Genomic DNA, 21364 nt, shown 5'->3' with positions numbered 1-21364 from the left:
ATAGGGCGGGCTGTGGTCACCAGCCCGGCCGCCCGGCGATCGACTCAGAGCCACGGGGCCGTGGCCACGAGTCCCAGCCCGACGATCGACCCAGAACCATAGGGCGGGCTGTGGTCACCAGCCCGGCCGCTCGACGATCGGCCCAGAGCTACGGGGTCATGGTCACCAGTCCCAGCCCGACGATCGGCCCAAAGCTATAGGGCGGGCTGTGGTCACCAGCCCGGCCGCCCGGCGATCGACTCAGAGCCACGGGGCCGTGGCCACGAGTCCCAGCCCGACGATCGACCCAGAACCATAGGGCGGGCTGTGGTCACCAGCCCGGCCGCTCGACGATCGGCCCAGAGCTACGGGGTCATGGTCACCAGTCCCAGCCCGACGATCGACCCAGAACCATAGGGCGGGCTGTGGTCACCAGCCCGGCTGCCCGGCGATCGGCTCAGAGCTACGGAGGCGTGGTCACCAGTTCTGGCCCGATGGTCGGCGGTGGGTTAGGGGGCCGTGGTGGGGACGATGTCGGGGGCGCCGCGGCGGCGGGCGTCGGCTTCCTGGTCGTCTTCCTGGGTCTGGGAGGCGCGTTCGGCTTCGACGCGCTTGCGGTAGTACTCGATCTCGCGGTCGCGCTGCTTCTTGGACCAGCCGAGGACGGGGCCGAGCAGGTCGGCGGCCTCCTGCGCGACGCCGACGCCGCGGTCCCAGGTCTCGATGGAGATGCGGGTCCGGCGGGCGAGGACGTCGTTCAGGTGCCGGGCGCCCTCGTGCGACGCGGCGTAGACGATCTCGGCGCGCAGGTAGTCCTCGGCCCCGGCGAGCGGCTTGCCGAGGTCGGGCTTCTCGGCGATCAGGGCGAGGAGGTCGTCCACGAGCGTCCCGTAGCGGCGGAGGAGGTGCTCGATGCGGGCGACGTGCAGGCCCGAGCGGGACGCCAGCCGGTGCCGCGCGTTCCACATGGCCTGGAAGCCGTCCCCGCCGACGAGGGGGACGCGGTCCGTGCACGACTCGGGGATCTTCCCGTCGAGACCGTGCGCGACGGCGTCGATGGCGTCCTTGGCCATGACCCGGTACGTCGTGTACTTGCCGCCCGCCACCAGGACCAACCCGGGCACGGGGTGCGCGACGACGTGCTCGCGGGAGAGCTTCGACGTCTCCTCGGTCTCGCCGGTGAGCAGAGGCCGCAGCCCCGCGTACACGCCCTCGACGTCGTCGTGAGTGAGGGGCGTGGTGAGGACGGAGTTCACGTGGTCCAGGACGTAGTCGATGTCGGCCTTCGACGCGGCGGGGTGGGCCTTGTCGAGGTCCCAGGCCGTGTCGGTCGTGCCGATGATCCAGTGCCGTCCCCACGGGATCACGAACAGGACCGACTTCTCCGTGCGCAGGAGGATGCCGGTCGCGGAGTGGATGCGGTCCTTCGGGACGACGAGGTGAATCCCCTTGGACGCCTTCACGTGGATCTGCCCGCGCCCGCCGACGAGCTGCTGGATGTCGTCCGTCCAGACGCCGGTGGCGTTGACGACCTGCTTGGCGCGCACCTCGCTGGTCGTGTTGCCCTCAAGGTCGCGGATGCGCAGGCCAGTCACGCGCTCGCCCTCGCGCAGGAAGCCGAGGCACTGGGTGCGGGACGCGATCTGCGCCCCGTACTCGGCGGCCGTGCGCAGCGCCGTCATGACGAAGCGGGCGTCGTCGACCTGCGCGTCCCAGAGCTGGATGGCGCCGACGAAGGCGTCCTTGCGCAGGGACGGCGCGAGCCGCAGCGCGCCGCGCCGGCTCAGGTGCCGGTGGTGCGGGACGCCCCGCGTGTTCCCCATCTGGAACGCCAGCACGTCGTACAGCGCCACGCCCGCGCCGAAGTACGCGCGCTCCCACACGCGGTGCGTGGTCGGCAGGATGAACGGGACGGGACGCACCAGGTGCGGCGCGATCTGCTGGAGCAGGTGGCCGCGCTCGGTGAGCGCCTCCCGGACGAGGTCGAAGTTGTACTGCTCCAGGTACCGCAGCCCGCCGTGGATCAGCTTGGACGACCGCGACGACGTCCCCGAGGCGAAGTCCCGTGCCTCGACCACCGCGACGGACAGGCCCCGGGTCGCCGCGTCGAGCGCCGCGCCCGCTCCGACGATGCCGCCGCCCACCACGACGACGTCGAACTCCTCGCGGGCCATCCGATCGAGCGACGCCGCCCGTTCGGCCGGACCCAGCCGGGAGGTGCCCAGCCCCGTCACAGGTGATCCCGTCATCGCGATTCCCCCCACAGCGGTCGGTTTCCGAGCGTTACCTACCCAAGAGTAGGGAAGGCCCCACACTCGGAACGACCAATTCTGGGTGGGTTCGCTCTCAGTCGCTCGACTTGCGGTGGGCCACCACGACCTGCACCCGCTGGAACTCCTTGAGCTCCGTGTATCCGGATGTCGCCATCGCGCGGCGCAGCGCGCCTATCAGGTTCATCGAGCCGTCCGCGACCCGGGACGGGCCGAACAGGATCTGCTCCATCGTGCCGATCGTGCCGAGTTCGAGGCGGGTGCCGCGCGGGACGTCGCCGTGGTGCGCCTCGCTGCCCCAGTGGTAGCCGCGTCCCGGCGCCTCGGTGGAGCGGGCGAACGGGGAGCCGACCATGACCGCGTCGGACCCGCACGCGAACGCCTTCGCGATGTCGCCGCTGTTGACCATCCCGCCGTCGGCGATGACGTGGACGTAGCGTCCGCCGGACTCGTCCATGTAGTCGCGGCGGGCGGCGGCGACGTCGGCGACGGCGGTCGCCATCGGGACGGCGACGCCGAGGACGGTCCGCGTCGTGTGCCCGGACCCGCCGCCGAACCCGACGAGCACCCCGGCCGCGCCGGTGCGCATCAGGTGCAGCGCGGCCGTGTACGTGGAGCAGCCGCCGACGATGACGGGGACGTCCAGGTCGTAGATGAACTGCTTGAGGTTCAGCGGCTCGGCGCGGCTCGACACGTGCTCGGCGGACACGGTCGTCCCGCGGATGACGAACAGGTCGACGCCCGCGTCGATCACGGCCTTGTGGAACTGGGCGGTGCGCTGCGGCGACAGCCGCGCCGCGACGGTCACCCCGGCTTCGCGGACCTCGGCGATCCGGCGGCCGATCAGCTCCTCCTTGATCGGCTCGGTGTAGATGTCCTGGAGGCGCTGGGTGGCGCGGACGGTGTCCAGCGAGGCGATCTCGGCGAGCAGCGGCTCGGGGTTCTCGTAGCGCGTCCACAGCCCTTCGAGGTCGAGGACGGCGAGCCCGCCGAGCCGTCCGACCGCGATCGCGGTGGCCGGGCTGACGACGCTGTCCATCGGGGCGACGACCAGCGGGATGTCGAACCGGTAGGCGTCGATCTGCCAGGCGACGCTGACCTCCTCGGGGTCGCGCGTCCGCCGCGACGGCACGATGCCGATGTCGTCGAAGGCGTACGCCCGCCGGCCGCTCTTGCCCCGGCCGATCTCCACCTCAGCAGCCACTGCGCCCTTCCTCCACGTGGTCCGGTGTTCCCGCAGGCGGCGGGAACGAGCCCCGGACGAGCTTACGTCAGCCCCGGACACACCGGGCTACCGCGTTCCCCCGGACGAACGACCGGTCGACGCCGCGAAGCCGCGCGAAGGCGCTTGGGACCTCAACCGCTCCGGCGATTGGACGCGTCAGCCTGCCTGGGGCCTTACCGGGCCTGGGCTTGGGGCTTAGCGGCCCTGGTAGTTGGGGGCCTCTACGGTCATCTGGATGTCGTGGGGGTGGCTTTCGCGCAGGCCGGCCGCGCTGATGCGCATGAGCTGGCCGCGCTCCTGGAGCTCGGGGATCGTGCGGGTGCCCGCGTACCACATCGACTGGTGCAGCCCGCCGACGAGCTGGTGCGCGACGTTGGCGAGCGGCCCGCGGTACGGCACCTGGCCCTCGACGCCCTCCGGGATCAGCTTCTCCTCGGCGGACACGTCGGCCTGCGCGTACCGGTCCTTCGAGAACGACGCGCCGCGCTCCCGGTTGCGCATCGCGCCGAGCGAGCCCATGCCCCGGTACGACTTGTACTGCTTGCCGTGGACGAAGATCAGCTCGCCCGGCGACTCCTCCACCCCGGCGAGCAGCGACCCGAGCATCACCGTGTCGGCGCCCGCGACCAGGGCCTTCGCTATGTCGCCCGAGTACTGGAGGCCGCCGTCGCCGATCACCGGGACGCCCGCCTCCCGCGCCGCGCGGGCCGCCTCGGAGATCGCGGTGAGCTGCGGGACGCCGACGCCCGCGACAATCCGGGTGGTGCAGATCGAGCCCGGCCCGACGCCGACCTTGACCGCGTCGGCGCCCGCGTCCACCAGCAGTTTCGCGCCCGCGTAGGTGGCGATGTTGCCGCCGACGACCTCGACCCGCGCGCTCGCCTTGATCGTGGCGATCGTGTCGGCGACGCCCTTGGAGTGGCCGTGCGCCGTGTCCACGACGATCACGTCGGCGCCCGCCTCGATGAGCGCGCGGGCGCGCTTGATCGCGTCCTCGCCGACGCCGACCGCGGCGGCGACGAGCAGGCGCCCGTCGGCGTCCTTGGTGGAGTGCGGGTACTGCTCGCTCTTGGTGAAGTCCTTGGTGGTGATCAGGCCCTTGAGGCGTCCGTCGGCGTCCACCAGCGGGAGCTTCTCGACCTTGTTGCCCGCGAGCAGCCGGAACGCCTCGTCGCGCGTCACGTCCACCGGGGCCGTGACCAGCGGCATCGGCGTCATCACCTGGCGGACGGGACGGGCCGGGTCGGACTCGAAGCGCATGTCCCGGTTGGTCACGATGCCGACCAGCACGCCCCGGACGTCGGTCACCGGGACGCCGGAGATCCGGTAGTGGGCGCACAGCTCCTCGACGTCGGCGAGCGTCGCGTCCGGCAGGCAGGTCACCGGGTTGGTGATCATCCCGGCCTCGGAGCGCTTCACCCGGTCGGCCTGGTCGGCCTGCTCCTCGATCGGCATGTTGCGGTGCAGCACGCCGATGCCGCCCTGGCGCGCCATCGCGACCGCCGTGCGGGCCTCGGTCACCGTGTCCATGGCCGCGGAGACGAGCGGGATGCGCAGCGAGATCCGGCGGGTGAGCCGGGTCGACGTGTCGGCCTCGCCGGGCTGGAGATCGGAGTACCCCGGGAGCAGGAGCACGTCGTCGAAGGTCAGGCCCTGGGGGAGGAACTTGTCGGACTCGGCGGCGGGGTTCATGACTACCTTCCCGTGGTGGTGGCGGCATCGGGCCAGGTCATGGTGGACCCTGTTCCCATGGTAGGGGCTCACCCCGCGCCGGGACGGCCCGTTGCGCGGCACGGCCGCGTGGTCTTCGTGACATCTCCCAACACGCGGGACGCTCCCGTCGATTCCCCCGTCCATCCCCTCCCGGCGTTGACTCCGCGTGATTGTTCGCGCACAGAGGAGACAGGGGGGTGCACCACTCCGGGCGCGGAGCAGTAGCGTGGGGGTGTGCACGACGACGCTCCGATCGACCCGTTCGCCGGAGACCCGGAGGATCCGGCGGCGGCGCTCGGCGACCTCGGCGACGACACCGCTCCGCTCAGCGTGACGGAGCGGGAGGACGTGCTGGCCGACCTCGCCGACCTGGAGGTCTTCCGTGCCCTGCTGGAGCCGCTCGGCGTGCGCGGGCTGACCGTCGACTGCGGAGACTGCGGCAAGCTCCACTACATCGACTGGGAGCTGCTGCACGGCAACCTGCGCCACCTGCTCGACCAGGGGCTCCCCCGCGTCCACGAGCCCGCCCTCGCCCCCGACCCGGTCGACTACGTGAGCTGGGAGTACGCCCGCGGCTACGTCGACGGCGTGATCGACAGCGAAGAGGGCCACGACGACAACTGACCGCGCGGACGTATCCGCGCGGCGTCCCGGCGCCCCGCCCAGGCGACCTGCCCGCTGAGCCTGGAGACTCTGCCTAGACGACTCGTTCCGGGACGGCCTCCGCCAGGACGGCCTCCGCCAGGACGGCCTATGCCAGGACGGCCTCCGCCGGGACGCCTCCGCCAGGAGGGCTATGCCGGGGCGGCCTTTGCCGGGGCGGAGGTCAGTCGCGGCCGGAGTACGGGTCCGAGTAAGGGTCGCGGTACTGGTCGAAGCGCTTCTGGGGACGTTCGTTCGGGTCGGCGAAGCCGGGCCAGCCGTTGCCGCCGGGGTACGGGTCGTCCGAACCGCGCATCGGGAAGGTCCCGAGGGGCGGGGGACGGTCGTCGTCGGCCGGACGGCGGAAGCGCGGACGGTCCGGGAACGGGTACCGCGGGCGCGTCCTGATCGGGTCGTACTCCCGCGCCGGCTTGCGCGTCGCGGGCCGTTCCGGCAGGGGGCGGACGACCGGGGGCCGCCGCCGCTCGGCCACGGCCTCGATGTCGCCGCCGGCCTGCTTCTCCGCCCCGTCGGCGACCCCGGTCACGCGCGGGGCCTGCGACGACGACGCGGCGGGGTGGTCGGCGGCCGCGCCGCCCGCCGCCGCGACCCCGCTGCCCGCGAGGACGGCCCCGGCGACGCCGAGCGCCACGATCGTGCGGGGGCCGCGCCGCCGCGGCCCCGTCCCGGGACCGGACGGCGGCGGCGGCGCGGGCTCGGACTCCGAGCCCTGGTCGTCCACGTCGATGATCAGCGCCCGCAGCAGCCGCACGGCGGGATCGGGCTCGTCGGCCTGCCGTCCCCGCTCGTCGGCCTGCCGTCCTCGCCCGCACTCGCTCCCGGAGCGCTCCGCCGCGGCGCCCGCGGCACCCGCGGGCTCCAGCGGCGCCGGGGCCGAAGCACCGCACGGGCTCGGGGATTCGGACGTCTCCGCAGGTGAGGGCGCTTCAGGAACCGTCGCCGACGGGACGGTGAGCCGCCACGCCGCCAGGGACTCGATGATCGCGTCGCTGCGCCGTACCGCGCTGAGGTCGGCGGTGGGGAGTGTCGCCGCGCCCGGGGGGCCGCCGGAGGTCGAGGGCCCGGCCGGACCCGGGGCGCCCCCTGAGCCGGTTCGGGGGCCTCGCTCCGTCAAGCGATCGACTCCTCTCTGGCCATGGCCCGGAGCCGGGCGAGGGCCCGGTGCTGCGCGACCCGTACCGCCCCCGCGGACATGCCGAGGACGTTCCCCGTCTCCTCGGCGGACAGGCCCGCCACCACCCGGAGCAGCACGAGTTCGCGCTGGTGCTCGGGCAGGCGGGTGAGCAGGTCGCGGGCGCGCTGCGCCTCGATGTAGCGGACGACCGTCTCCTCCGGCCCGGGCCGGTCGTCCGGCCCGTCCGGGAGGTCCTCGGTGGGCACGGCCGCGCGGACGGCGCTGCGCAGCGCGTCCGCGATCTTGTGGGCGGCGATGCCGAAGACGAAGGACGCGAACGGCCGCCCCATGTCCCGGTAGCGGGGCAGGGCGGACAGGACGGCGATGCAGACCTCCTGGGCCACGTCGTCCGCGATGTGGTACTGCCCGGAGACCCGGCCGAGCCGGGCCCGGCAGTACCGGACGATCATCGGCCGCACTTCGCCGATGAGCGCCTCGATGGCCCCCGGGTCGCCCTGGACGGCGAGGTTGGTCAATTCCCTGAGATCGCCGTCGGCGGCCTTCGCCGCGCGCAGCACCCGAATCCCACGGCCGGTGTCGTGGGCTGGAGGGGCGAGCCCTCCCGAGGGTTCGGCAGTGCGCGCGGTCATGGTCCCGGCGTAGCTTCCCTCGGTCACGTCAAGCATGATGCCCAGCAGTCCCGGGCGTGTCTCCACCGCCGAGTACAACAGAATGGTCACAGTGCTGGACGAACCCTGGGGATACTACGCATCGCGGTCTGTCCGCTGCGCCCCGTGCCCGGTTATCCACAGGTCGCCCACAGAAATGACGAGGCCCCCGTCCATGGGACGGGGGCCTGTCGATGATCACCAGGCGGGGCGAGCCGCTCGCCCGCGCCCGGCGGGGCGATCAGAAGCGGATCAGTGGCCGTGCCCGTGGCCGTGTCCGTGACCGCCGCCGGCGGTGGCCTCTTCCTCCTCCGGCTTGTCGACCACGAGCGCCTCGGTGGTGAGGAGCATGCCCGCGATCGAGGCGGCGTTGGTCACCGCGGAGCGGGTCACCTTAACCGGGTCGATGACGCCCTGGGCGACCAGGTCGCCGTACTCGTCGGTGGCGGCGTTGTAGCCGTTGCCCGGCTTCAGCGCCTGCACCTTGGAGACGACGACGTAGCCCTCCTGGCCGGCGTTCTCGGCGATCCAGCGCAGCGGCTCGGCGAGCGCCTTGCGGACGGCCTCCGCGCCGGTGGCCTCGTCGCCGGACAGCCCGAGCGTCTCGAAGCCCTCCTTGGCGACGTGCACGAGCGCGCTGCCGCCGCCGGAGACGATGCCCTCCTCGATGGCCGCGCGGGTCGCCGAGATGGCGTCCTCCAGGCGGTGCTTCTTCTCCTTCAGCTCCACCTCGGTGGCGGCGCCGACGCGCAGCACGCAGACGCCCCCGGCCAGCTTGGCGAGGCGCTCCTGCAGCTTCTCCCGGTCCCAGTCGGAGTCGGAGTTCTCGATCTCGACCTTGATCTGGTTGATCCGGGCGCTGACGTCGTCGGCGGAGCCCTCGCCGTCGACGATGGTGGTGGCGTCCTTGTCGACGGTGATGCGGCGGGCGCGGCCGAGGTCGTCCAGCCCGATGGAGTCGAGCTTGAGGCCGATCGCCTCGCTGACGACCTGGCCGCCGGTGAGGGTGGCCATGTCGCCGAGCATCGCCTTGCGGCGGTCGCCGAAGCCCGGCGCCTTGACGGCGACGGACAGGAAGGTGCCGCGGATCTTGTTCGCGACGAGCAGCGCGAGGGCCTCGCCCTCGACGTCCTCGGCCACGACGAGCAGCGGCTTCTTCGTCTGGGCGACCTTCTCGGCCAGCGGCAGGAACTCCTGCACGTTGGAGATCTTGCCGTCGACGATGAGGACGTAGGCGTCCTCCAGGACGGCCTCCATGCGCTCGGCGTCGGTCACCATGTGCGGCGACAGGTAGCCCTTGTCGAACTGGAGGCCCTCGGTGAACTCCAGCTCGAGGCCCATGGTGTGGGCCTCCTCGACGGTGATGACGCCGTCCTTGCCGACCTTCTCGAACGCCTCGGCGATCAGCTCGCCGATCTTCGGGTCCTGCGCGGAGATGGTCGCGACGTGCGCGATCTCGCCCTTCTCCTCGACCTCGCGGGCCGACTTGAGGAGCTGGTCGGACACGTACTGGGCGGCGGCGTCGATGCCGCGCTTCAGCGCGAGCGGGGACGCGCCCGCCGCCACGTTGCGGGTGCCCTCCCGGACCAGCGCCTGCGCGAGGACGGTCGCCGTGGTGGTGCCGTCGCCCGCGATGTCGTTGGTCTTGGTCGCCACTTCCTTGGCGAGCTGGGCCCCGAGGTTCTCGTACGGGTCCTCCAGCTCCACCTCGCGGGCGATCGTGACGCCGTCGTTGGTGATCGTCGGCGCGCCGAACTTCTTGTCGATGACGACGTTGCGGCCGCGCGGGCCGATCGTCACCTTGACGGCGTCCGCGAGAGCGTTGACGCCGCGCTCAAGAGCCCGGCGAGCGTCCTCCTCGAACTCCAGGATCTTCGCCATGCGGATACTCCTCTTTCACGCGATCCGCCCCGGCAGCCCCGCCGAAGGCGGCGCCGACCGGGGCGGGTGCATCACGTTCTCGGTGATTACTTCTCGATGACCGCGAGCACGTCGCGGGCCGAGAGGACGAGGTACTCCTCGTTGTTGTACTTGACCTCGGTGCCGCCGTACTTGCTGTAGAGCACGACCTCGCCGACCTTGACGTCGACCGGGACGCGCTCGCCCTTGTCGTCGACTCGGCCCGGGCCCACCGCGATGACGGTGCCCTCCTGGGGCTTCTCCTTCGCGGTGTCCGGGATCACCAGGCCGGAAGCGGTGGTGGTCTCGGCCTCAAGCGGCTGGACGACGATACGGTCCTCAAGCGGCTTGAGAACAACCTTGGTGGCGGTCGTCACGATCTGACCTCCCCTTCGATTGGTCCTCGGCCGACCACATCGGGCCGGCCAGCACATGTGACAGAAGAGGCGACCCTGGACCGGCCTGCCGTCGCGGGTGCCAGACCGACCTTCGTCGCTGTATTGGCACTCTCGTATGGAGAGTGCCAGTCATGGAGACTATTCCGTGCCCGGTAACCCGTCAACATGGACACGGACCCACACGTCAGCCGTTCCTGCGCGTTCACCGGCCGCTAACTTCGGCGCATGGACATCGCGTTGTTCGCGGCCCTGCGCGGGCCGTCCGGCCGGGCGGTCCTCGCGGAGGCCGCCGGGGCGGACGTGAGCGAGGGCGGCCTCCTCGCGACGGCGTCCCGGCTGCGCGAGCGGCACGACCCCGCGCTCGTGGCCGCCGCGCTGACCCAGGTGCGGCTGCGTCAGCGCGCGCGGGTCAAGTTCGGCGCGGACGCCGACCGCATGTACTTCACCCAGACCGGACTGGAGCAGTCGACCCGCGCGAGCGTGGCCTCGCACCGTGCGCGGCGGTTCGCCGACCGTCTTCCTGGGGCGCGCGTCCTGGAGTTGGGGTGCGGCATAGGCGCGGACCTCATCGCACGGGCACGGGACGGTCTCCCAGGCGAAGGTGTGGAAATCGACCCGCTGACGGCTGAGGTCGCAAGGGCGAACGTGTCCGCGCTGGGGTTGGACGGTCTCGCGTCCGTCCGCGTGGGGGATGCGACCAAGGAAGACCCGGACGGATACGACGCCGTGTTCGCCGACCCCGGACGTCGCACTGCGCGGGGCAGGGTCTTCGACCCGCGTTCCTATGAGCCGCCCTTGGACGCCGTCCTGGAAAAGGCCGGGCGGGTGAGGGCGGCCTGCGTGAAGGTCGCTCCGGGGATACCGCACGAGGCCGTCCCGGACGGCGCCGAAGCGGAATGGGTGTCGGTCGGGGGCGACGTCAAGGAGGCGGCCCTGTGGCTGGGCGAACTGGCCGGGGACGTGGGGCGCCGAGCCACGCTGCTCACGTCCGACGTCGATCCACAGGTGTGGACGCTGACTCCGTCTGGACAGGACGTCCCCGACGTACGCGATTGGGGCCGTTATCTGTACGAGCCAGACGGAGCCGTCATTCGCGCCCATCTCGTAGGCGAAGTCGCCGAGTCGGTGGACGGCGGGCTAGCCGATCCGCACATCGCGTACATCACGTCCGACGCGCTGCGCCCCACACCTTTCGCATCCGCGTACGAGATCGAGGACGTGCTGCCCTTCTCGGTCAAGCGGCTGCGCGCGGAGCTGCGCCGCCGCGAGGTCGGCGTGCTCACGGTGAAGAAGCGCGGGTCGGCGGTGGACGTCGACCGCCTGCGCCGCGACCTGGGCTTCGGCGGGCGGCGTCCCGGCCACGGCGCGGCCGAGCTGACGCTGGTGGTCACGCGGGTCGGGCGCGACCCGGTCGCGCTCCTGGCGCGCCCGGCGGCGCAGGCGCCGCCGGGCTGACCCGCCCGGAGCGGCGGCCGGGCGCCGATCAAGTCCAAAGATCTCCCCGCGGCCGGAGCACGCCAAGCGGGGCCGGGCGACGCGCCATGCGCGGGCAAATCCTCGGCCTTTTCGGCATTGTGTTCGCCGGTGATTGCGGGCGGCGGGCAAGGCGTCCGCCGGGCCCGGGAATCGGCGCGCCGGGATCGGCCGGAGCGGGAAACACCAAGGCAGGTTCAGCGGCGGGACTCCGGCGTCCCCGAATGCGCCGCCGAAAATGGCCGGGACCCGCCGCGCGGCGGCTCCGCCCGCCGACGCCCGCCCGGCCGCGCGCATCCCCCGGCGCCCCGCGAACGACCGACGTTGGACGAGATGTACGGATAGATCGCCGTCGAGGGGCCGTCCCGTCCACCCCCCATCTAGGGACATAACCCCATCAATCACCGCAATAGCCGCGAAGCGGGAATAAGGCTGATCCATCACCAAGACTCACCAACCGCCTCTGCCGGATAACAGGCGCATTCCACTGAACTCACAATGTTCTCTGCTAGCCGTTATCGGCGCCCTCCGCACGCACTACAGTGGCCTCTCCAGATTCATTGCCGTGCGTCAATTCGTCGCGCCGGCACACGAAGGAGCGTCGGGTGGAAACGAATCACAACTTCCTGCAGACGGGGGGTCAACCGGTCTCGGATCGGATGCGGGAGTTGCTCGCCCGGGCGGCGCAGGACCACGTCTATGAACAGCGCTCACAGGGCCAGGTCCTGGACGAGATCCGCCAGCGGCTCGAAGGCATGGAGTGGCTGCTGCGCGAGGTCCGGGAGCGGGAGCTGACCGGGCTGACCGGGCAGCTCGACACCGTCCGGGGCCAGGTCGACACCGTCCGCGGGCAGGTGGACGAGATGGTCGGCAAACCCCCCGAGTGGGCGGAGGGGCTCGCCGAGCACATCGAGACGTTCGGCGAGCGGGTCAAGCCCGTCGCCGAGCTGCCCGCGCTGTGGGCCGACGTCGGCGTCGTCGCCGAGAACGTCGACGAGGGGCTCACCCGGATCCAGGCCGTCCTCGACTCCGCGCAGGCGATCACGGACGCCACCCAGCAGGCGTCCGCGCGCATGGACGAGATGACGAAGCGGCTCGACAAGCTCCAGGGCAGCATGGAGGCCGCGTCGGTCCGCTTCAACCGGCTCGACAAGTCGCTCGCCGAGCTCGGCCACCGCTCCGAGCGGCTCGAACACTCCGTGAACGGCGTGACGGCCCGGGTCGACCAGGCGCTCGGCGAGATGGCCGAGCGGATGGAGCAGGGCCTCGACGCGATCGGCGGGCGCGTCGAGGGCGTCGGCGGCCGCCTCGACGGCCTGGACGGACGGCTCGACGGCGTCGACGGACGCCTCGAAGGCGTGTCCGGCAAGCTCGACGGCCTGGACGGCAGGTTCGAGGGCATCGACGGCCGGCTCGACGGCGTCACCGAGCGGATCAACCGGCTCCCCGCCACCCTGGAGATCGCGGAGCTGCACCGGCTGCTCGGCGAGCTGGCGCGGCGCCCGGCGGCCGACTACGGCGACCGGTTCGACGCCCTGGAGAAGCACCTCGCCGACGCCGTCGACCCGCTGATCGAGGAGCTGCGCACCCGGCCGGACCGCGACGAGGTCAAGGCCACGATGTCGGAGATCGCCGAGTCCGCCTACAGCGACGTCGCGCGCCGCATGGACGAGTTCTCCCGCCGCTTCGAGGACGTGCACGACGACGTCCGCAAGCGGATCGAGGGCATCCACGAGCAGGTCGCGACGCGGATCGACGGCGCGCTGGAGGAGTTCACCGCGCAGGTCGACCTCGTGTCCCGCAGCGTCGAGTCGGTGCACGCCGACGTCGCGAAGCAGGTCGAGTCGGTGCACCAGGAGGTGACGCGGCAGGTCGGCGGCGTCCACGACACGGTCGGCAAGCGGATCGGCGACATCCACGCCGACGTCACCCGGCAGGTCGGCGTCATCCACGAGGACGTCGCGAAGCAGGTCGGCGCCATGCAGGAGGACGTGGCCCGCCAGGTCGGCGGCGTCCAGGAGGACTTCGCGCGCCGCGTGGAGGGCATGCAGGACGACGCGGGCCGCCGCGCCGACGCCGCCCAGGCCGAGTTCGCCAAGCGGGTCTCGCACGTCGAGGACGAGGTCGGCCGCAAGGTCGACGGCGTCCACGACGACGTGTCGAAGCAGGTCAACGCGGTGCACGAGGACGTGTTGAAGCGCCTGTCCAACCTGGAGGAGACGATGCTCGCGCTCGCCGAGGCGCTCCTGCGGCCCCGCCGCGACACCAAGGACTGACCGGCCGGAGCCCGGCGCGACGATCGGGGCGGGGCCGCTCAGGCGGCTCCGCCCGGACGCGCGTCACCGGGACCACGGAATCCGTGCCGTCGATACCCACCGGGATCCGCGACGTTTGTCCGGCAATCTGGTGAGACCGCCGAAAGTACTCCGTCACGGCACCGCGATGACGTGCAATTTGTTACGTTCCGTCTTCGCAAAATCACTCCCAATACCCTTCGGAATCCGTTTTCATGGATCAGGTGACGCATACACCGGCTCCCTGCCTGCCGACCGGCGCTCCACCCGGACGCAGCACGCTGCGCTGGGTCGAGGAGTGTCTGGGCCGGGGCGCCGAGGTCCGCATGGTGCGGCCGCTCGCGGGCGGCGCCGCGCACGCCAACCACGCGCTGCTCGTGAAGAGCCGCTCCGGCGAGGCGCACCGGCTCGTGCTGCGCCGCTGGACGGCCCGCGAGCCCGCGCCCGCGCGGCGGCACGGCTCCGAGTTCTCCCCGGAACGCGAGATCGCCGCGCTGGCGCTGCTCGCCGGGTGCGAGATCCCGACCCCGGCCCTCGTCGCGGCCGACCCGGCGGGCGCCTACTGCGACGTCCCCGCGCTGCTGATCACCCGGCTGGGCGGGCACCCGCCCCGGCCGTCCCCGGACGACCTGCCCGAATACCTCATCCAGCTCGCCGCCGCGCTGCTCGCGGTGCACGCGCTGAACGGCGCGGCCACGATGCCGCCCTACGTCCCGCACAACCGGCTCGACGCCCGCGTCCCGCCGCGGCACGCGCTCCGCCCGCGGCTGTGGGAGCGCGCCTTCGAGATCGCGTCCCGGCCCGCGCCGGAGGCGCCCGCCCGGTTCATCCACCGCGACTACCACGCCGACAACACGCTCTGGTCCTACGGCAAGCTGACCGGCGTCGTCGACTGGTCGGACGCCTCGTCCGGGCCCATCGCCGTCGACATCGCCCGCATGCGCCGCGGCCTCGCCCTGCGCTACGGCACGTCCGTCGCCGACCGCTTCCTCGCCGCGTTCGACCAGGTCTCCGGCGGCCACCCGCACGACCCGTACTGGGACGTCCGCAGCGTCCTCGACCTCCTCCCGGAGGACGGCGACCGCGTCATGGACGAGGCCCACGTCCCCCTCTACGAGGACTACCTCTCCAACCTCCTCGCCCACTCCTAGCGCCGAGCGCGCGCGAGGCCCGTCTGGTAGGCGATGACGACGAGCTGCGCGCGATCGCGGGCGCCGAGCTTCATCTTGGCGCGCTGGACGTGGGTGCGCGCGGTCAGCGGACTGATGAACAGCTCCGCGGCGATCTCCGCGTCGGACTTCCCGTCCGCGACGAGCAGCGTCACCTCGCGTTCGCGCGCGGTGAGGGCGGCGACCTCGTCCGGCGACCCGAGGCCCGCGCCGGGCTCCGGCGCGGCGAGGAACCGGCCGATCAGCGAGCGGGTCGCCGCGCCGGACAGCAGCGCGTCGCCGGCGGCGACCGTGCGGATCCCGGCGAGCAGGCCGTCCGCGGAGACGTCCTTGCCGAGGAACCCGCTGGCCCCGGCGCGCAGCGCGCGGGCGACGTGCTCGTCCGTCTGGAACGTGGTGAGGATCAGGACGCGGGTGGACGCGAGGTCCGGGTCGGCGCAGATCGCCTCGGTCGCGGCGAGGCCGTCCGAGCCCGGCATGCGGATGTCCATGACGACGACGTCGGGACGGTGGACGCGCGCCAGCTCGACGGCCTGCCCGCCGTCCGCGGCCTCGCCGACGACCGCCATGTCGTCGGACGAGTCGATCAGGATCCGGAAGGTCGCCCGCAGCAGGGTCTGATCGTCGGCGAGCAGGACGCGGATGGTCATCGGGTTCCTCAAGAATGGATGGGCAGTTCGGCTGTGACGGCGAAGCCGCCTTCGGGACGGCGGCCCGCCCGGAGGCGTCCCCCGGCCGACTGGGCGCGCTCCCGCATGCCGATCAGGCCGAACCCGCCGCCGGAGGCCGCCGGACCGGGCCCGGCGCCGCCGTCGTCGCTGACCGTGACGGTGAGCGTGTCGGCGTCGTACGAGAGCGTCACCTCGGCGGTGTCCGCACCGGCGTGCTTGGCGACGTTGGTGAGCGCCTCCTGCACGATGCGGAACGCGGCCAGGTCGACGCCGGGTGAGAGCGGCCGCCGCTCTCCGTCGACCGTGACGGTGGCGTGGAGCCCGGCCGAGTCGAACGCGGAGACCATCTCGTCCAGCCGCCCGAGGCCGGGGGACGGCTCCAGCGACTCGGGATCGCCGGATCGGCGCAGCAGGCCGACGGCCGCCTGGAGCTCGCGGAGCGCGGCGGCGGTGGTGCGGCTCAGCTCGCCGAGGATCTCCCCGGCCTGCTCCGGGTCGGTGCGGACGATGTGCGCGGCGGTGCCCGCCTGCGCGTTGGCGAGGGCCATGTGGTGGGCGACGACGTCGTGCAGTTCCCGCGCGATGCGGACGCGCTCCTCCGCGACCCGGTGCCTGGCCTCCTCCTCGCGGGTGCGTTCGGCGTGCTCGGCGCGGGCGTGGACGGCGTCCAGGTAGGCCCGCCTGCCCCGGACGGCCGCGCCGGAGACGAGCGCCACGATGACCCAGAACGCGGGGGCGAACGTCGCGACCTTCTGGGCCTGGTCGTCCTCGACGGCCCGCTGCGCCGCGACGGCGAACGCCACGATGGCGATCACGCCGTACACGCGCGCGACCCGCTCGGGAGCGCGGACGCCCAGCGCGCAGAACGCGACGACCAGCGGAAGCATGTACTTGTGGCTGATCGGATAGCCCGTGCCGCCGGTGACGACCGTGCAGAAGACGACGAACGAGGCGACGGCGCCCGGGTGGCGGTTGCGCCACACCAGGGAGAGGCAGGCGGCGGTCGCGGGGAGCGTCCCGGGCCACCAGCCCGTGGCGGTGTCGAGGTACTGCCCGATGGTGATCACGTACACGAGCAGCAGGAGGCCCGCCTCGGCGACGCGGGGATGCTGGTCGGCGAACCGCCGCCAACTCGTGGTCATGAGGTCGTCTCCCGGATTCCTGTACTCCCCATGGTGGGGCACGGAGCGGTGGGGGCCGTCCACGAGGGACGGCCCCCACCGCCGAGCGTCAGACGCGCGCGGTCCGCTTCTCGGGGACGGCCGTGCGCGGCGGCACCCGGTCATGCAGCGACTCGCCCTCCACGTCAACGCGCGGCAGCAGCCGGTCGAGCCAGCCCGGCAGCCACCAGGCCCGGCCGCCGAGCAGGGCGAGGACGGCGGGCACGATCACCATCCGCACGACGACGGCGTCGAACAGGACGGCGGCGGCGAGGCCGAAGCCGACCATCTTGATCATCATTCCGGCGCCGGTCATGAACCCGCTGAACACCGCCATCATGATCAGTGAGGCGGCCGCCACGACCCGGCCGCTGTGCCGGAACCCGGTGACGACGGCCCGGCCCGGCGCCTCCCCGTGGACGTGCGCCTCCCGCATCCGCGAGACCAGGAAGACCTGGTAGTCCATGGCCAGCCCGAAGCTGATCCCGACCAGGAAGATCGGCAGGATGCTCATGACCGGTCCGGGCTGGTCGACGCCGAAGATCCCGGCCCCGTGCCCGTTCTGGAACACCGTGACGAGCGCGCCGAACGCCGCGCCGACCGACAGCAGGTAGCCGAGCGCGGCCTTGAGCGGCACCAGCACCGAGCGGAACACCAGCAGCAGGAGCAGGAACGCCAGCCCCACGATCGTCGCGAGGTAGGGGAGCAGCGCCTTCTGCATCTTCGCGCCGACGTCGATGTTCAGCGCCGTGGTGCCGGTGACCTCGAAGGTCGCGCCGGCGGCGGACTCGATCGCGGGGCGCCCGGCCCGGATGTCCCGGACGAGGTCCTTCGTCTCCTGGGCGGTGGGCGCCGTGGCGGGCGTCGCGGTCAGCACGGCGGTCGTCCCCGCCTTGTCGAACTGGGGCGGGGAGACCGACACGACGCCCTCGGTCGCGGCGAGCCTCGCGCCGATCGTCGCGGCGGCGGCCTTCGGGTCGCGGGCGTCTTCCGCGTCCACGACGACGGTCAGCGGCCCGTTGAATCCGGGGCCGAAGCCCTTCGCGAGCGCGTCGTAGGCGCGCCGCTCGCTGGTGGACGTGGGTTTGGCCTCGTCCCCCGGCATGCCGAGCCGCATGTTCAGCGACGGCGCCGCCAGAGCGCCCAGCACGGCGACCGCGACGAGCAGCACCGGCACCGGCCGCCGCACGACGAACCGCGCCCAGCGCGCCCCGAGCCCCTCGCCTCGTCCGGCACCCCGCCCCCTGCGGACACGGCGCGCGAGGACGGAGTCCGGCAGGAACCCGAGCAGCGCCGGGACCAGCGTCAACGCGACCAGCACGGCGACGGCGACCGCGCCCGCCGCGCCCATCCCGATCCTGGTCAGCATCGGGACGCCGACCACCGACAGCCCGATCAGCGCGATGACGACGGTGAGCCCGGCGAACACGACGGCGGTCCCGGCGGTGCCCGCGGCGAGCCCGGCCGCCTCCCCGGGCTCGTGGCCCCTGCCGCGCTCCTCCCGGTAGCGGGACACCACGAACAGGGCGTAGTCGATGGCGACCGCCACCCCGAGCATCATGGCCAGCTCGCCCGTCGACGGGGACAGGTCGAACACGTTCTGCAGCGCGGTGATCGACATGAGGCTGACGAACACCCCGATGATCGCGGTGACCAGCGACAGCCCGGCGGCGGCCAGCGACCCGAAGGTGATCAGCAGGACCACGGCGGCGACGCCGATGCCGAGGATCTCGCCGGCCCCGCCCGCCGGGTCGGCCTCCAGCGCCGACCCGCCGACCTCGACCGTGAGGCCCGTCCCCCGGGCCTGCTCGACGGCGTCCCGCAGCGCGTCCCTGCTCGCCTCGGTGAGGTCGTCGGTCGTCACCCTGTAGGCGACCGTGGCGAACGCCGTCGACCCGTCCTCGCTCACCGCCCCCTCCTCGAAGGGGCTCTCCACGCCGGCGACCTGCGGGCCCCTCGCCACCCTGGCCACCAGCGCGTCGATCGGCGCGCGGTTCCCAGTGATCTTCCGCCCCGGCGGGGCGGTGAAGACGACCCGGGCGTCCGCCCCGTCCGCCGCCGCGCCCGGGAACTTCTCGCTGACGTGGTCGAACGCCCGCTGCGACTCGATCCCCGGCATCGAGAACGAGTCGGACGGGGCCTTGCCCGCGCTCTGCGCGCCGACGAACGCGGCGGCCAGGGCGGCGAGCCACAGCAGCACCACCCAGCGGCGCCATCTGAAGGCTCCGCGCCCAAGCCGGTACAAGAAAGTCGCCATGGAGGGTCTCCGTAACTGGTGTCGGGAACCACACCAGGCTTTCCGGAGACCCCCTGCCGCGTCGTCGTGCCCGTCAAGGCATTCGGACTACTGAATTCCCAGTACGAGGCTCAGAGGGTGATGGACTCGATGGGGAGGCTCGAGTCCGCCGGAAGTTCGAGGTCGGACGGAGCCGCCCCGGTGGCCACCAGTTCGGCGCCGAGCGCGGCGACCATCGCGCCGTTGTCGGTGCACAGCTTCGGGCGCGGGACGCGCAGCCGCACCCCCGCCGCGTCGCAGCGCTCCTTGGCCAGCGCCCGCAGCCGCGAGTTCGCCGCCACCCCGCCGCCGATCAGCAGGTCGTGGACGCCGTTGTCCTTGCAGACCTTGAGGGCCTTGCGGGTGAGGACGTCCACCACGGCCTCCTGGAAGGACGCCGCCACGTCCGCGATCGGGACCGCCTCGCCCGCCCGCTCCCGAGCCTCGACCCAGCGCGCCACCGCCGTCTTCAGACCCGAGAACGAGAAGTCGTAGGTGCCGTCGTCGTACTTGCCGCGCGGGAACGGGATCGCGGCCGGGTCGCCGTCGCGGGCCGACCGGTCGATGATCGGCCCGCCCGGGAACCCGAGCCCGAGGACGCGGGCGACCTTGTCGAACGCCTCGCCCGCCGCGTCGTCCACGGTCGCGCCGAGCGGCCGGACGTCGCCCGCCACGTCCGGGACGAGCAGCAGCGACGAGTGCCCGCCCGACACCAGCAGCGCCACGCACGGCTTCGGCAGCGGCCCGTGTTCGAGCTGGTCGACGCACACGTGCGCGGCCAGGTGGTTCACGCCGTACAGCGGCTTGCCGAGCGACAGCGCGTACGCCTTCGCGGCGGCCACGCCCACCATCAGCGCGCCCGGCAGGCCGGGCCCGGCCGTCACCGCGAACGCGTCGACGTCGGTGAACGCCACCCCGGCGTCGGCGAGGGCCCGCTCGATCGTCGGCCCCATCGCCTCCAGGTGCGCGCGGGACGCCACCTCCGGCACCACCCCGCCGAACCTGGCGTGCTCCTCCACGCTGGACGCGATCGCGTCGGCCAGCAGCGTGTGCCCGCGCACGATGCCGACACCGGTCTCGTCGCAGGACGTCTCGATGCCGAGCACCAGCGGCTCGTCCGGAATCACGTGTTCCCACCTTCCAGCGGGAGGCGCCTCCGCGTCGCGGCGGTCACAGCGCCTCCTTGTTGAAACCCATCGGCGGACGCTCGCGGAGCTGGCGGCACATGACGACCGCGTCCACGTTCGCGGGCTGGTAGTAGCGTCTGCGGACCCCGACCTCGTCGAACCCGAACCGGTGGTAGAGCCGCCGGGCCGCGTCGTTGTCGGCGCGGACCTCCAGGAAGACGGCCTCGCTGCCGCGCCGGGCCGCCTCGTCCAGCAGCTCGGTGAGCAGCAGCGCGCCGACGCCGGACCGGCGCCGGTCCGCGCGGACGCCGATCGTCTGGACGTCGGCCTGCCCGCCCGCCGCGGCGAGCCCCGCGTAGCCGACGATCTCGCCGCCGGGCTCCACCGCGACCACGTAGTGCCGCGTCCGCGGCTGCTCGTCGAGTTCGCCGTTGAGCAGCTCCGTGCTCCAGGCGTCCTCGGGGAAGAGCGCCTTCTCCAGCTCGTGGACGGCGGGCAGGTCCGCACGCCCCATCGCGCGCAGAACGACGTCGCGCGGACTCAAATCTGCACCTCGCCGGGAGCCAGCCCTTCGCTCATACCGGGGTCACCTTCTTCCGCGGCCCTGGCTCCCTGGCGTCCGGCCTGCGGAGATACAGCGGCTCGGGCGGCAGGAGGGCCGGGCCCTTCCGCCCGGAGAGCCGGGCGACCGTCAGCTCCGCGAGCGCGCCCGCGGAGGGCAGCAGCGGCTCGTGCCCGGAACCGCCGAGGACGTCCGGGTACAGGTCGGCGCCCTCACCGATGACCGGCAGCCCGGCCGGAACCCCGTCCAGCACGGCGGACGCCGGGCCCACCGCCGGACCGGTCGCGCGCACGCGGCACGAGTCGTACCGCGCCCAGTAGACCTCCTTGCGGCGGGCGTCCGTCGCGACGGCGAACGGCTCCTCGCGTCCGCTCGCCCAGGCGATCACGTCCAGCGTGCAGACGCCGTGGACGGGGACGGCGAGCGCCTCCCCCATCGACCGCGCGGTGACCAGCCCGACGCGCAGCCCGGTGTAGGGGCCGGGGCCGACCCCGACGGCGATGGCGCTGAGGTCGTCCGGCGCGGCGCCCGCCACCGCCATCACCTTCGCGATGGATGGCGTGAGCAGCTCCGTGTGCCTTCGGCGGTCGACGGTCTCGGCCACGGCGCGGGGGACCGCCCCTTCGCCGGGCGTCCATTCGTACAGCGCCACGGTGATCGCGGCGGTAGCGGTGTCGAAAGCCAGGACCAGCACGGGTTGAAAG

At 72.8% G+C, this 21364-nt stretch carries 17 protein-coding genes; 4 read left to right on the top strand and 13 right to left on the bottom strand.

Annotated elements, in window-relative coordinates:
• Positions 1-488: 488 nt before the first annotated feature.
• From glpD to guaB, 3 genes are all read right to left on the bottom strand, one after another.
• Positions 489-2228, bottom strand: a complete 1740-nt coding sequence (gene glpD / locus FXF68_RS26425; protein WP_148763655.1) for a glycerol-3-phosphate dehydrogenase — start codon at positions 2226-2228, stop codon at positions 489-491.
• Between the two features lie 97 nt (positions 2229-2325).
• Entirely contained in the window at positions 2326-3441 is a 1116-nt protein-coding gene (locus FXF68_RS26420) for a GuaB3 family IMP dehydrogenase-related protein (RefSeq protein WP_067888974.1), read from the bottom strand.
• A gap of 228 nt (positions 3442-3669) precedes the next feature.
• Entirely contained in the window at positions 3670-5166 is a 1497-nt protein-coding gene (gene guaB / locus FXF68_RS26415; RefSeq protein WP_148763654.1) for an IMP dehydrogenase, read from the bottom strand.
• Between the two features lie 255 nt (positions 5167-5421).
• Here guaB and FXF68_RS26410 point away from each other — a divergent pair, with 255 nt between their 5' ends.
• On the top strand, positions 5422-5811 hold the full coding sequence (locus tag FXF68_RS26410) for a DUF5319 domain-containing protein (RefSeq protein ID WP_148763652.1): 390 nt from the start codon (positions 5422-5424) through the stop codon (positions 5809-5811).
• 202 nt (positions 5812-6013) lie between these two features.
• On the opposite strand, the gene FXF68_RS26400 is transcribed toward FXF68_RS26410, so the two are convergent.
• From FXF68_RS26400 to groES, 4 genes are all read right to left on the bottom strand, one after another.
• Positions 6014-6964, bottom strand: a complete 951-nt coding sequence (locus FXF68_RS26400) for a hypothetical protein (RefSeq protein ID WP_148763650.1) — start codon at positions 6962-6964, stop codon at positions 6014-6016.
• Positions 6961-7548 carry a sigma-70 family RNA polymerase sigma factor gene (locus FXF68_RS26395; protein ID WP_067889770.1) on the bottom strand — a complete coding sequence of 196 codons (588 nt, stop codon included), beginning with the start codon at positions 7546-7548 and terminating at the stop codon, positions 6961-6963. The genes FXF68_RS26400 and FXF68_RS26395 overlap by 4 nt, the downstream gene beginning before the upstream one ends.
• A 336-nt stretch (positions 7549-7884) precedes the next feature.
• Positions 7885-9513: a chaperonin GroEL gene (gene groL, locus FXF68_RS26390; protein WP_148763648.1), complete on the bottom strand. Its 1629-nt coding sequence runs from the start codon at positions 9511-9513 to the stop codon at positions 7885-7887.
• Between the two features lie 86 nt (positions 9514-9599).
• Positions 9600-9908, bottom strand: a complete 309-nt coding sequence (groES, locus tag FXF68_RS26385) for a co-chaperone GroES (protein ID WP_067629509.1) — start codon at positions 9906-9908, stop codon at positions 9600-9602.
• A 246-nt stretch (positions 9909-10154) separates the two neighbouring features.
• On the opposite strand from groES, the gene FXF68_RS26380 reads away from it, so the two are divergent.
• The 3 genes from FXF68_RS26380 (at position 10155) to FXF68_RS26370 (ending at position 14847) form a co-directional block, all read left to right on the top strand.
• Entirely contained in the window at positions 10155-11384 is a 1230-nt protein-coding gene (locus tag FXF68_RS26380) for a class I SAM-dependent methyltransferase (RefSeq protein ID WP_148763646.1), read from the top strand.
• 623 nt (positions 11385-12007) lie between these two features.
• Positions 12008-13678 (top strand): apolipoprotein A1/A4/E domain-containing protein, encoded by a 1671-nt coding sequence (locus FXF68_RS26375; RefSeq protein ID WP_148763644.1) that lies wholly within the window; start codon positions 12008-12010, stop codon positions 13676-13678.
• Between the two features lie 233 nt (positions 13679-13911).
• Positions 13912-14847: an aminoglycoside phosphotransferase family protein gene (locus FXF68_RS26370; protein WP_148763642.1), complete on the top strand. Its 936-nt coding sequence runs from the start codon at positions 13912-13914 to the stop codon at positions 14845-14847.
• Here FXF68_RS26370 and FXF68_RS26365 read toward each other — a convergent pair.
• The 6 genes from FXF68_RS26365 to tsaB all read right to left on the bottom strand — a co-directional run bounded on the left by FXF68_RS26365 (position 14844) and on the right by tsaB (position 21354).
• Positions 14844-15515, bottom strand: coding sequence for a response regulator transcription factor (locus FXF68_RS26365; protein WP_148763640.1), 672 nt, complete (start codon positions 15513-15515; stop codon positions 14844-14846). The genes FXF68_RS26370 and FXF68_RS26365 overlap by 4 nt on opposite strands.
• 8 nt (positions 15516-15523) lie before the next feature.
• The gene (locus tag FXF68_RS26360; protein ID WP_148763637.1) at positions 15524-16678 is read right to left on the bottom strand and encodes a sensor histidine kinase; all 1155 of its coding nucleotides are present in this window, start codon (positions 16676-16678) and stop codon (positions 15524-15526) included.
• A gap of 88 nt (positions 16679-16766) precedes the next feature.
• Positions 16767-18953, bottom strand: a complete 2187-nt coding sequence (locus tag FXF68_RS26355) for an MMPL family transporter (RefSeq protein ID WP_148763635.1) — start codon at positions 18951-18953, stop codon at positions 16767-16769.
• Between the two features lie 110 nt (positions 18954-19063).
• Positions 19064-20098 (bottom strand): tRNA (adenosine(37)-N6)-threonylcarbamoyltransferase complex transferase subunit TsaD, encoded by a 1035-nt coding sequence (gene tsaD / locus FXF68_RS26350; RefSeq protein ID WP_222870088.1) that lies wholly within the window; start codon positions 20096-20098, stop codon positions 19064-19066.
• Between the two features lie 43 nt (positions 20099-20141).
• Positions 20142-20612: a ribosomal protein S18-alanine N-acetyltransferase gene (rimI, locus tag FXF68_RS26345; protein WP_148763777.1), complete on the bottom strand. Its 471-nt coding sequence runs from the start codon at positions 20610-20612 to the stop codon at positions 20142-20144.
• A 61-nt stretch (positions 20613-20673) separates the two neighbouring features.
• The gene (tsaB, locus tag FXF68_RS26340) at positions 20674-21354 is read right to left on the bottom strand and encodes a tRNA (adenosine(37)-N6)-threonylcarbamoyltransferase complex dimerization subunit type 1 TsaB (protein WP_148763633.1); all 681 of its coding nucleotides are present in this window, start codon (positions 21352-21354) and stop codon (positions 20674-20676) included.
• Between the last annotated feature and the right edge of the window lie 10 nt (positions 21355-21364).

The sequence above is a fragment of the Actinomadura decatromicini genome (assembly GCF_008121305.1).
In the GTDB taxonomy this organism is placed as follows: Bacteria; Actinomycetota; Actinomycetes; order Streptosporangiales; family Streptosporangiaceae; genus Spirillospora; species Spirillospora syzygii.
Note: the sequence above shows the minus strand (reverse complement) of the source record. Positions and strands in the feature narration are given on the sequence as shown.

Bases quoted from the DNA above. Each gene is read 5' to 3' on its own strand.
- glpD (WP_148763655.1), bottom strand. From the start codon at position 2,228: ATGACGGGATCACCTGTGACGGGGCTGGGCACCTCCCGGCTGGGTCCG.
- guaB (WP_148763654.1), bottom strand. From the start codon at position 5,166: ATGAACCCCGCCGCCGAGTCCGACAAGTTCCTCCCCCAGGGCCTGACC.
- groL (WP_148763648.1), bottom strand. From the start codon at position 9,513: ATGGCGAAGATCCTGGAGTTCGAGGAGGACGCTCGCCGGGCTCTTGAG.
- FXF68_RS26380 (WP_148763646.1), top strand. From the start codon at position 10,155: ATGGACATCGCGTTGTTCGCGGCCCTGCGCGGGCCGTCCGGCCGGGCG.
- FXF68_RS26370 (WP_148763642.1), top strand. From the start codon at position 13,912: ATGGATCAGGTGACGCATACACCGGCTCCCTGCCTGCCGACCGGCGCT.
- FXF68_RS26365 (WP_148763640.1), bottom strand. From the start codon at position 15,515: ATGACCATCCGCGTCCTGCTCGCCGACGATCAGACCCTGCTGCGGGCG.
- FXF68_RS26360 (WP_148763637.1), bottom strand. From the start codon at position 16,678: ATGACCACGAGTTGGCGGCGGTTCGCCGACCAGCATCCCCGCGTCGCC.
- FXF68_RS26355 (WP_148763635.1), bottom strand. From the start codon at position 18,953: ATGGCGACTTTCTTGTACCGGCTTGGGCGCGGAGCCTTCAGATGGCGC.
- rimI (WP_148763777.1), bottom strand. From the start codon at position 20,612: ATGGGGCGTGCGGACCTGCCCGCCGTCCACGAGCTGGAGAAGGCGCTC.